The sequence below is a fragment of the Caulobacter flavus genome, from assembly GCF_003722335.1.
In the GTDB taxonomy this organism is placed as follows: domain Bacteria; phylum Pseudomonadota; class Alphaproteobacteria; order Caulobacterales; family Caulobacteraceae; genus Caulobacter; species Caulobacter flavus.
The window spans coordinates 3,510,652-3,521,921 of sequence record NZ_CP026100.1; the positions used below are offsets into that span (position 1 = coordinate 3,510,652).

Consider the following 11,270-nt stretch of genomic DNA (forward strand, 5'->3'; position numbering starts at 1 on the left):
TCATCCGCCGAGATAGGCCGCGTTCACCGCCGGATCGGCGGCGATCTGGGCCGACCTCCCTTGCGCCACGACCTGGCCGCCGCTGAGCACGTAGGCGCGGTCGGAGATCGACAGCGCCAGGCCGGCCATCTGGTCGACGATCAGCAGGGTCAGGTCCTGGTCGCGCAGGTCGCGGAAGGCGCCGAAGATCTCGTCGATGACGCGCGGGGCCAGGCCCAGCGACGGCTCGTCCAGCAGCAGCACCTTGGGCTTGCTCATCAGCGCGCGGGCCAGGGCCAGCATCTGCTGCTCGCCGCCCGACAACAGGCCCGCCCGCTGGTGCAGGCGCTCGGCCAGGCGCGGGAAGCGGGCCAGCATCGCCTGGGTGCGGGCCTCGATGTCGCGGCGATCGAGGAAGGCCCCCAGCCGGATGTTGTCGCGCACGGTCAGCTCGGGAAACACCTGCCGGCCCTCGGGCGACAGCACCACGCCCTTGCGCACGCGCTCGTTGGCCGAGAGGCTGTTCAGCAGCCCGCCTTCGAACGCCACCTGGCCGTCGGCGGCGGGATGCAGGCCGGCGATCACCCGCATCAGGGTCGACTTGCCAGCGCCGTTGGCGCCCAGCAGGGCCACGGCCTCGCCCTGGCGGACCTCGATCTCGACGCCCGACAGCACCGGCGCGGCGCCATAGCCGGCGGTCAGGTTGACCACCCGCAGGGCGTCCAGCCGGCTGACCGGACCGCGATCGATCGGGGCGGAGGCCGGGGCCGCGCCCAGATAGGCCGCGCGCACGGCCGGATCGGCCTGGATCTCGCTCGGCGTTCCCTGCGCGATCTGCATCCCGGCGTTCAGCACCACGACGGTGTCGGAGACGCCCATCACCAGGCCCATGTCGTGCTCGATCAGGCCGACGGCGACGTCTGCCGCGGCAATCTCCTTCAGCAGGACGGCCAGGCGACGCTTGTCCTCCTGCGACAGGCCGGCGGCTGGTTCGTCCAGCAGCAGCACGTCGGGGTCCAGCGCCAGGGCGCGGGCGATCTCGACCAGGCGGCGGTCGACATGGGCCAGGTCTCCGGCCGGGATCGTCGGATCGCCGCCGTAGCCGCAGGCGCGCAGCAGGGCGCGGGCCTTGCGGCGCTGCTCCTGACCGGCGAAACGGGCCAGCGGCGCGCCCAGGCGTCCCCGGCGGGCGGCTAGCAGCACGTTGTCCTCGACGCTGAGGCTCTGGAACACCTGCGAGGTCTGGTACGAGCGCGCCACGCCGGCCCGCGCGGCGGCGAAGGCCTGCCGGGGCAGAGGCGCCTCGCCCAGCAGGCAGAGGCCGTCGGTGGGACGATAGAAGCCGCTGAGCAGGTTCATCACCGTCGACTTGCCCGCGCCGTTGGGGCCGATCAGGGCGGTGACCTGGCCGGGCGGAAGCGAGAAGCGGGCGCCGTCCAGGGCGCGCAGGCCGCCGAAGCGCATGCCCAGGTCCTGCGCCCGCAGCGCGGCGCGGGGGCGATCGGACAGCAGTTCGGCGAGCGGCGGCGCGGCGTCCGCGATCGGCGGGGCGGTGGTCTTGCGCTTGAAGGGCAGGGCGTTCCACAGGCCCGCCAGGCCGCGCGGCGCCAACCACAGCACCACCATCAGCAGGGCTCCGAACACCAGGATGCGATAGGCCTCGAACCCCGATAGCAGCTCAGGCAGCAGGCCCACGACCAGGGCGCCCAGCAACGGCCCGAGGCGCGTGCCGGAACCTCCGAGCACGACGACCAGCACGAACAGGATCGACTGGGTCAGGTTGAAGGTCTGGGGCGTGACGAACCCGGCCATCGGCGCGAACAGGCCGCCGGCCGCGCCGGCGAACAGGGCCGACAGGGAGAAGGCCAGGGTGCGGATGACGGTCGGGTTCAGGCCCACCGAGGCGGCGGCGACGTCGGCGTCCCGAACTGCCCGCATGGCCGCGCCCCAGCCGCCGGCCGACAGCCGCGCGAAGGCCAGCATCGCCATGCCCGCGACCGCCACGGCCAGCACGGCCATGCCGTTGGCGTCCAGCGTTGCGCCGAAGAGGCTGGGGGGAGGAATGTCGAGGATGCCGTTCTGTCCGCCGGTGACGTCGCGCAGTTCGACGAGGCCGTGCTCGACGATCAGGCCGAAGGCGATGGTCACCATGGCCAGATACGGACCCTTCAGCCGCAGGGCCGGGATCGCCATCAGCGCGCCGACGCCGCCGGCCAGCAGCGCGCCCAGCGGCCAGGCGATCCAGAAGCTGACGCCAAGCCGCGTGGTCAGCACGGCCACGGCATAGGCGCCGATGGCGTAGACCCCGGCATGGCCGAACGACATCTGTCCGCCCAGGCCGACCAGGATGTTGAGGCCCACCCCGACGATGGTCAGCAGGGCGATCTGGCCCAGTACGAAGGCGTAGTAGCTGTCGAGCGTGGCGGCCATGGCGAGGGCGGCGGCGATCGCGCCGAGGACGGCGAGCGTGGAGGCGAGGGAACGCATGCTCATACCTTTCGCACCTCGGCGCGGCCCAGCAGGCCGTCGGGGCGCAGGGCCAGGGCCAGGATCACCAGGCCGAAGGTCAGCATCTGGGTGTAGCCCGAGCCCAGCACGCTGGCCGACGCGGCCTCGACCACGCCGAACAGCACGCCGGCGGTCATGATGCCCCACGGGTTCCTGAGACCGCCGAGGATGGCGACGGCGAAGGCCTTGAGGCCCAGCACCACGCCCATGTCGGGCTGGATGGTGAACAAAGGAGCGACCAGGGCGCCGGCCATGCCGGCCAGGGCCGACGACACGGCGAAGGCCGCGGCGATCATCGCGCTCACGGGAATGCCCATCAGGCTGGCGGCGTCGCGGTTCTGGGCCACGGCCAGGACCGCCGTGCCCAGCAGGGTCTTGCGGCTGATCCAGTGTAGCGCGGCGGCGATGGCCAGGCCCACGACGGGGATCAGCAGGTGCAGCGGATAGACGCCCAGCGAGGCGCCGCCGACGCTGACCGAGGAAGCGGTGAGGATCGAGCTCAGGCTGCGCGGCTCTGTGCCGAACAGGAAGAGCGTGGCGTTGTCAGTGACCAGCCCCAGCGCGACCGTGGCCATCAGCCAGGCATCGGACCTGCGCTTGAGGAACGGCCGCACGGCCAAGCCCTCGACCAGCAGGCCGTAGAGCCCGCACAGCGCGATGGTCGCGGGCGCGGCCAGCAGGACCGGCCAGCCTAGGGTGCGTTCCAGCGTGAACAGCAGCACCGCGCCCAGCATGGCGCTGGTCCCTTGGGCGAAGTTCAGCGCCCCGCAGACCGAGAAGGTGATGTGAAAGCCAAGCGCGATCAGCCCGTACATGCTGCCAAGCGCCAGGCCGCTGAGAAGGGGAGCGAGAAGGTCCATGGCCTAGCCGCGCCGGACTGGCACGATGGCGTCGCCTTCGAAGCGGGCCCAGACGTAGTCCTTCTCCGTAAGGGCGTCGTGGCGGCCGTCGGCGAACGGGCGCTCGTAGGTCTTGATGAGGCCCTCGTAACGGTCGATGGCGGCAAAGCCCTTGCGCACGGCCTCGCCGTCGGTCGAGCCGGCCTTGTCCAGCGCCAGCGCCGAAAGATGCAGGGCGTCATAGGCGTTGGCCACGCCCACGGCCGGCGAGATGTCGGCCGGCGACTTGATGTCGGGGTACTTGGCCATCAGGGCGGCCAGCACCTTGTCGCGGGTCGGGGTGATCGGTCCGGCGAAGCTGTAGGTCTGGACGAAGGTCACGCGGCCGGCGTTGGGACCGGCCAGTTCGCCGAAGCGTCCGCCGGCCGGACCCCAGTGCGAGACCACCGGCACGCTCCAGCCCATGCGGTCGAGCGAGCGCACCACCTGGGCCGAGGGGCCGACCGTGCCGACCAGCAGCAGGGCGTCGGCGCCCGCCGCGCGCAGGCGTCCAAGCTGCGGGGTGACGTCGACGTCGGAAGGCTCGAAGCGTTCGGCGCCGGCGAGGGGAGAGCCGACGGCCGCCAGCGCCGCCTTCAGGCCCTTCTCGTTGGACTCGCCCCACGGATTGTTGAGCAGGATCAGGCCCGGGCGCCTGGCCCCGAAGGTCTCGCGGGCATAGGCGACCATGGCCTTGTCGACCTCTTCGTCGACGGCCGAGACGCGGAACACGAAGTTGGGGCTGGTCCCATTCTGGGTGATGGCCGTGCCCGCCGCCCACGGCACCATGAACGGAACCTTGGCCTGGCTGGCGATCGGCACGATGGCGCGGGCTACCGGCGTGTCGAGCCCGCCGAACAGCACGGCGACCTTCTCGCGGTGGATCAGCTCGCGGGCGGCGGTGACGCCCCGGGCCGGATTGCTCTCGTCGTCGCGGCGCACCAGCTCCAGCTTGCGCCCGCCCAGCACGCCGCCGGCGGCGTTGATCTCGTCGATGGCCACCGAGAGACCGCGCGTGATCGCCTCGCCCGAGCGCGCCGACTGGCCGGAAAGGGCGGTGACCAGGCCGATCTTCACCGGTCCCGCGCCGCCCTGACCCTTGCAGGCGGCCAGAAGGACGGCAAGGCTTCCGACGGCGAACATGCGGCGGGACGGATTCGACACGAGACACCTCTTGCACTGGCGCGGCCGCTCGGCGGCGGGCCCTGTTCGAGGCGAGTTAATCGCGTCGCTCGCTCACGAGCTCATGAAATCGTCGACGATTTGAAGAAATATGCGTCGGCATTCTGACTGTGCAGAAAGTCGACATTCCTCATTGCAAATCTGCCCGCGATCGCGGCATCGTGGCGTCAGGACGGTCGATCGGCGCTGATCCCCGGTTGCATCGGACCCGATGCGGGCGCCTACAACCGCGATCACCAGTTTCGGCGGATTTCATGACCCAGACGCCTCCGGCCAAGCCACGCCAGACCGCTCCGAAGACCGCCGCCGGCGCGCGCAAGGCCGGCCGTGGTCCGGCCAGGACCGACATGGCCGGCATCGCCGCCGTCGACGGCGCGGCCGACGTCGAGCAGCGGATCTACCAGTCGGTGTTCGACGGCGTGCTGAACCAGCGCCTGCCGCCGGGCACCAAGCTGCCCGAGCCGGCCCTGTGCGCGCTGTTCGGCGTCAGCCGGGCGGTGGTGCGCAAGGTGCTTCAGCGGCTGGAGCACGACCACATCGTCGAACTGCGCCCCAATCGCGGCGCGGTGGTCGCCGCGCCGACCCCCGAGGAGACCCGCAAGATCTTCGAGGCCCGCCGCGCGCTGGAAGCCGCCCTGGTCGAGCTGGCCGTCCAGCGCCACAGCGGCAAGGACATCGAGGAACTGCACGCCCTGCTGCACCAGGAAGAGGAGGCGATGGCCAACGCCTACCAGCCGGCCTGGGCCCAGACGGCCCGCAACTTCCACCTGCAGGTGGCCGCCCTGGGCGGCAATCCGATCCTGCTGGCCTACCTGACCGAGCTGATCTCGCGCTGCTCGCTGATCGTGGCCCTCTACGAGCCGGCCGGCAACGCCGCCTGCGAGCACGAGGAGCATTGCGACATCGTCGACGCCATCTCCAAGGGCGACGCCAAGCGCGCCGTGGCGGCGATGAACGCCCACCTGGTCGGGCTGGAGGAGCGGATCTGCCTGGAGCGGCCGTCCTCGGTGAAGACCCTGGCCCAGATGCTCAACCTGGCCTGAGCACCGTCATGCACGTCGATTTCGCCAGCATCACCGCCTACCAGCGCTACAAGCTGATGGCGAGCCTGATCGTGCCGCGGCCCATAGCCCTGGTGACCACGATCAACGCCGACGGCGTGGTCAACGCCGCCCCCTTCAGCATGTTCAACATGCTGGGCGAGGAGCCGCCGCTGGTGATGATCAGCGTCAACCTGCTGGCCTCCGGCGGGCTGAAGGACACGGCCGCCAACATCGTCGAGTCCGGCCAGTTCGTGGTGCACCTTGCCGACGAGGCCATCGCCGCCAAGATGCACGCCTGCGGCGAGGCGCTGCCGGCCGATCAGAGCGAACTCGACAAGGTGGGGCTGACAACCGCCCCGTCGGTCGAGATCGTCCCGCCGCGCATCGCCGAGGCCCCGGTGGCCTTCGAATGCGCGCTGTGGGAGACGATCCGCACCGACAGCCGGCTGATCTTCTTCGGCAAGGTGCTGCACCTGCACGCCCGCGAGGGGCTGATCGACACCCAGGCCTGGCGCGTCAGCCTGCAGGACTATTTCCCGGTCGGCCGCTTCGGGGCCAGCTTCTACGTCACCACCCGCGACCGCTTCTCGCTCGAGGACGAGGCTGGCAAGGTGCGCGAGACCGAGATCGACCGGATCTAGATCCGTCCGGACCGGGAGGATCGTCGACGATCCGGCCCGTGGCCATTTCCTTCGGAACTCCATTCGACGACCGACGGCGCCGCAACGCCGGGCGCCTTTCCGCGGCCGACGGCCGAAAAATCGGCAGACATAACGTCGACACTGATTTATCAAATCGTCGACGATTTAGTTTTAGATCATCGACGAAATTCCAGTTTCCCTGAAGTCGTCCCCGGCGGCCCGGCGACCGTGCCGATCCCGCCGCCGAGGACACGGCCGCGTGGGGATACGCGCGCCGCACTCGCAACAGGGGATATGGCGATGACGTTCATGAGAAGGCTTTCGGCCGGCGCCGCGATCGGGGTGATCGCGATGGCCGCCGCGCCCGCGGTGGTCCAGGCGCAGGTGATCACCGGCGCGATCCAGGGCCGGCTGACCGACGAGGCCGGCGCGCCCGTCGCCGGCGCCCAGGTGACGATCGTCCACGCGCCCTCGGGCACGACCACGACGGCGACCACCAGCGCCGACGGCGCCTTCTCGGCCCGCAACCTGCGTCCCGGCGGTCCCTATCGGGTGACGGCCAACTCCCAGACCTACGGCGCCAAGACGGTCGAGGTGCCGGCGATCAACACCGGCGACGCCTTCCAGCTGAACTTCGCCCTCGACGGCGGGGCGGTCGACGCGGTGGTGGTCACCGCCGCCTCGGTCGGCGCCAAGGACCTCAAGACCGGCCCCAGCTCCAACTTCAGCGCCGCCCAGATCCAGCTGGCGCCGTCGATCAGCCGCGACCTCAAGGACCTGGCGCGGATGAATCCGTTCGTGGCCATCGACTCCACCAACAGCAAGGCGCTGATCTGCGGCGGGGCCAACAACCGCTCCAACTCGCTGACCATCGACGGCGTGCGCCAGAACGACGACTTCGGCCTGCAGGCCAACGGCTATCCGACCCAGCGCTCGCCGGTGTCGATGGACGTGGTCGAGACCCTGGGCGTCGAGCTGGCGCCCTACGACGTCAACTACGGCTCGTTCGGCGGCTGCACGATGAACGCCACCACCAAGTCGGGCGGCAACGCCTTCCACGGCATGGTGTTCTTCGAGAACACCAACCAGAACCTGCAGGGCAAGAAGTTCGAGTACGACGACTTCCAGGACGGCACGCGCCAGAAGCGCACCCTGGGCGGCAAGTTCTCGGAGAAGACCTGGGGCGCGACCCTGACCGGTCCGATCATCAGGGACCGACTGTTCTTCACCTTCAACTACGAGAAGTTCGAGCGCGTCGAGCCGTCGCTGACCGGCCCGGTCGGCTCGGGCATGCCCAACGAGGTGCCCGGGATCACCGTCGCCCAGGCCGAGCAGGTGCGCGAGATCATCAAGCGCGTCTACGGCTACGACCCGCTAGGCTTCACCGCCTCGCAGTTCCGCAATCTCGACGAGAAGTACTTCCTCAAGCTGGACTGGAATATCAGCGACCGTCATCGCGCCACGGTGTCGTACCAGCGCACCTACGGCTCGAACCTCAACGCCTCGGGCAACACCCTGACCGGCGCCTCGACCTCGCTGGGCCTGCTGTCGAAGTGGATCGAGCGCGAGAACAATCTCGACGTCTACAAGGCCCAGCTGTTCTCGAACTGGACCGACGACTTCACCACCGAGCTGTCGGCCTCCTACAAGAAGATGGACAACCCCTCGACGCCGCTGGCGGGTACCGACTACGCCCAGTTCCGGGTGTTCGTGAACGGCGCGGGCGTGGGCCCCAGCATCTATGCCGGCACCGACGCCTCCTACCAGGCCAACGAGCTGACCACCTATCTGCAGCAGTACCGGGCCAAGGGCGTCTACACGTGGGGCGCCCACAAGATCACCGGCGGCTACGAGCGCGAGGCGCTGAAGATCTGGGACGTGTTCGTCCAGAACGCCAACGGCGCCTACGTCTTCGACTCCATCGCCGACCTCGAGGCGCGGCGGGCCTCGTCGCTGGCCTACGCCAACGCCGGCGACAACATCAAGGCGCACGGCGGGGCCACCATCCGCTCGGCGATGAACACCGTCTACCTGCAGGACGAGTGGGCGATCCTGCCCAACCTGACCGTCAAGGCGGGCCTGCGCTACGACTGGTTCGAGCAGAGCGACAGCCCGCAGGCCAATCCGGTGGTCATGGCCCGCTACGGCCTCGACAACAGCGCCAACCTCGACGGCAAGCACCTGCTGCAACCGCGCTTCGGCTTCAACTGGCAGCCTGATCCGACCCTGACGATCTATGGCGGCGTGGGCCTGTTCGGCGGCGGCTCGCCCACGGTGTGGACGGCCAACACCTTCTACAACACCGGCATCGTGCTCGGTAACGTGAACTGCGCCCGCACCGCCACGACCAGCGCCGCCTGCCTGGCGGGCCTCAACAACGTCGACGCCAAGACCGTCAATCCGGCGGTCCAGCAGCTGAACACCGCCAGCGCCGCGACGGGGCAGGGCCTGACCAACATCCTCGACCCGGACTTCAAGCCGCAGTCGTCTTGGAAGGCTTCGATCGGCGTTCAGAAGTACTTCGACTTGGGCCGTTTCGGCGGCGACGACTGGCGGGTCAGCGCCGAGTACATCCGCACCGAGGTCAAGGACGCGGTGACCTGGCGCGACCTCTACAGCGAGACCAATCCCGGTCCCGCCGCGCCCGACGGCCGCCCGACCTTCCTGCGTGGGCGCGACAACCGCTACGACATCTTCGTCACCAACACGAGCCAGGGCCATACCGACCAGCTGGGCGTGGCGCTGGGCAAGCGGTGGTCCGACGGCTGGCTGGACGGCTTGGACGCCCAGGTCTCGCACACCTACATCAACTCCAAGGACGTCAATCCCGGCATCAGCACGGTGGCGGCGGCCAACTACAACGGCGTGGCGACCGACGATCCCAACGATCCGGGCCTGGCGACCTCGAACTACGAGTTCCGCAACCTCTCCAAGCTGTCGCTGAGCTATCGCCGCGAGTTCTTCTCCGGCTATCGCACGGGCGTCAGCCTGTTCGCCCAGCGCCGCTCGGGCCTGCCGTTCAGCTACACCTTCGACGTCGGCGCCAACGCCGCCCAGGCCGGCGACGTGCTGGTCGGCGAGAACGGCTCGAACGCCTCGCGCAATCGCCAGCTGCTCTACGTGCCCAAGACCCAGAACGGCCTGGTCACGGCGACCAGCGACCCGATCATCTCCTATGCGCCGGGCTTCGACTTCGCCGCCTTCAACGCCTTCCTGCAGAAGACCGGCCTGATCGACTACGCCGGCAAGATCACGCCGCGCAACGCCTTCAAGTCGCCCGAGGTCACCACGGTCGACGTGCGGATCAGCCAGGAGGCCCCGGCCTTCTTCCCGCACGCGGCCAAGGCCGAGATCTATGTCGACATCGAGAACCTGGGGAACATGCTCAACAACAAGTGGGGCGTGATCCAGCAGGTGCCCAACCCCTACGTCTCGTCGAACATCGTGGCCCGCAACTGCCAGTTCGCCGGCATCGGCTGCGCCGCGGGGCAGGGGAATTTCTACCAGTTCGACAAGTTCACATCCAAGGCCGCCACCAGCTTCAACACCCAGTCCGTCTGGCAGGTGAAGCTTGGCGTCCGCTACAAGTTCTAGAGGCCGACCATGAGCGATCGCATGTTCAACACTCCTTCCGTTTCCGCCGCCCCGGCGGCCGATCTCTCGCGCCGCGCCCTGCTGGGCGCCGGCGGCCTGGCGGCGGGGGCTCTAGGCCTCGCTGCCTCGGCCCCGTCGGCTGCCGTCGCCGCCCCGGCCAAGGCGCCGGCCGCGGGCGCGACGTACTTCCTGCGCAACGTGCGCCTGGAGACCGGCTACGAGCGCGAGGGCGACGAGGTCGCGGCCACCCGCACCGAGCTCAAGACGATCAAGATCGAGAAGGGCGCCATCGCCGCCATCCTGCCGGCCGGCGCGGCGATCCCGCCCGGCGCGGTGGTCCACGACGCCGGCGGTCTTCTGATGCTGCCGTCGTTCCGCGACATGCACATCCACCTCGACAAGACCTTCTACGGCGGCCCCTGGCAGGCGCCGCGCAAGCGCAAGGGCGGCATCGCCGGCCAGATCAAGCTGGAGCAGACGCTGCTGCCCGAGCTGCTGCCGACGCTGGAGCCTCGCGCCGAGGCCCTGGTGGCGCTGCTGCAGGGCTACGGCACGACCTTCGCCCGCAGCCAGTGCAACGTCGACCCGGTGATCGGGACCAAGCACGTCGAGAAGCTGAAGGCCGCGCTCGACCGTCACGGGGCCGACTTCGGCTACGAGATCGTCGCCTTCCCGCAGCACGGCTTCGCCAGCATCGGCCTGGAGCAGCAGATGCGCCAGGCGGTGCGGGCGGGCGCGGCCTATGTCGGCGGCATCGATCCCACCACCGTCGACGGCGGCATGGAGCGGTCGGTCGACCTGATGATGCAGGTGGCGCTGGACGAGAAGGCGGGCGTCGACATCCACATCCACGAGCCGGGCGAAAGCGGCGTAGCGGCCATCTCCCGGATCACCGACATCACCGCCCGCAACCCGGCGCTGAAGGACAAGGTGACGATCAGCCACGGCTTCTCGCTGATGTCACTGGAAAAGCCTGCCCTGGTTGACCTGGCCGCGCGCATGGCCGGCGCCGGCGTGTCGGTGGCTTCCACCGTGCCGTTCGGCGGCCGGGTGATGCCGATCCCGGCCCTGCAGGCGGCGGGGGTCAAGGTGTTCACCGGCACCGACAGCGTCATCGACCACTGGTCGGTGTTCGGCAGCGGCGACGTGCTGGAGAAGGCCAAGCTGGCCTGCCAGCTCTACGGCTGGTCGGACGAGCAGGCCATCGGCCAGTCGCTGAAGATCCCCACCGGCGGGATCACCCCGCTGTCGCCCACCGGAGAGCAGCAGTGGCCCAAGGCTGGCGACGCGGCCGACTGCGTGTTCGTCGACGCCGCCAGCTCGGCCGAGGCGGTGGCCCGGCTTACGCCGCGCCAGGTCGTCCTGCACCGGGGCGTGGTCGCCGCTGGCGGCTTCAAGGCTGCCCGCGCCTGAGGTTGGCGGGCCGGTCCTGGAGGCGAATGTCC

7 protein-coding genes are annotated in these 11,270 nt (G+C 69.7%); 4 read left to right on the forward strand and 3 right to left on the reverse strand.

The features are described 5' to 3' along the window. Genes C1707_RS16095 through C1707_RS16105 form a run of 3 tightly spaced genes read right to left on the reverse strand, consistent with a single transcriptional unit; the run spans position 1 to position 4,529 of the window. Positions 1 to 2,466 carry an ATP-binding cassette domain-containing protein gene (locus tag C1707_RS16095; RefSeq protein ID WP_101715977.1) on the reverse strand — a complete coding sequence of 822 codons (2,466 nt, stop codon included), beginning with the start codon at positions 2,464 to 2,466 and terminating at the stop codon, positions 1 to 3. 2 nt (positions 2,467 to 2,468) lie between these two features. Next, positions 2,469 to 3,347, reverse strand: a complete 879-nt coding sequence (locus C1707_RS16100; RefSeq protein WP_101715976.1) for a branched-chain amino acid ABC transporter permease — start codon at positions 3,345 to 3,347, stop codon at positions 2,469 to 2,471. Positions 3,348 to 3,350: 3 nt separating this feature from the next. After that, positions 3,351 to 4,529, reverse strand: a complete 1,179-nt coding sequence (locus C1707_RS16105; protein WP_205686772.1) for an ABC transporter substrate-binding protein — start codon at positions 4,527 to 4,529, stop codon at positions 3,351 to 3,353. 272 nt (positions 4,530 to 4,801) lie between these two features. Here C1707_RS16105 and C1707_RS16110 point away from each other — a divergent pair, with 272 nt between their 5' ends. The 4 genes from C1707_RS16110 (at position 4,802) to C1707_RS16125 (ending at position 11,238) form a co-directional block, all read left to right on the forward strand. Beyond that, positions 4,802 to 5,590 carry a GntR family transcriptional regulator gene (locus tag C1707_RS16110; protein ID WP_101715974.1) on the forward strand — a complete coding sequence of 263 codons (789 nt, stop codon included), beginning with the start codon at positions 4,802 to 4,804 and terminating at the stop codon, positions 5,588 to 5,590. A gap of 8 nt (positions 5,591 to 5,598) precedes the next feature. Further along, positions 5,599 to 6,231 carry a flavin reductase family protein gene (locus tag C1707_RS16115; protein ID WP_101715973.1) on the forward strand — a complete coding sequence of 211 codons (633 nt, stop codon included), beginning with the start codon at positions 5,599 to 5,601 and terminating at the stop codon, positions 6,229 to 6,231. A gap of 300 nt (positions 6,232 to 6,531) precedes the next feature. Next, positions 6,532 to 9,825: a TonB-dependent receptor gene (locus C1707_RS16120; RefSeq protein ID WP_205686773.1), complete on the forward strand. Its 3,294-nt coding sequence runs from the start codon at positions 6,532 to 6,534 to the stop codon at positions 9,823 to 9,825. 9 nt (positions 9,826 to 9,834) lie between these two features. Next, positions 9,835 to 11,238 carry an amidohydrolase gene (locus C1707_RS16125; protein WP_205686774.1) on the forward strand — a complete coding sequence of 468 codons (1,404 nt, stop codon included), beginning with the start codon at positions 9,835 to 9,837 and terminating at the stop codon, positions 11,236 to 11,238. Positions 11,239 to 11,270 lie beyond the last annotated feature (32 nt).

Bases quoted from the DNA above. Each gene is read 5' to 3' on its own strand.
- C1707_RS16110 (WP_101715974.1), top strand. From the start codon at position 4,802: ATGACCCAGACGCCTCCGGCCAAGCCACGCCAGACCGCTCCGAAGACC.
- C1707_RS16115 (WP_101715973.1), top strand. From the start codon at position 5,599: ATGCACGTCGATTTCGCCAGCATCACCGCCTACCAGCGCTACAAGCTG.
- C1707_RS16125 (WP_205686774.1), top strand. From the start codon at position 9,835: ATGAGCGATCGCATGTTCAACACTCCTTCCGTTTCCGCCGCCCCGGCG.
- C1707_RS16095 (WP_101715977.1), bottom strand. From the start codon at position 2,466: ATGCGTTCCCTCGCCTCCACGCTCGCCGTCCTCGGCGCGATCGCCGCC.
- C1707_RS16100 (WP_101715976.1), bottom strand. From the start codon at position 3,347: ATGGACCTTCTCGCTCCCCTTCTCAGCGGCCTGGCGCTTGGCAGCATG.
- C1707_RS16120 (WP_205686773.1), top strand. From the start codon at position 6,532: ATGACGTTCATGAGAAGGCTTTCGGCCGGCGCCGCGATCGGGGTGATC.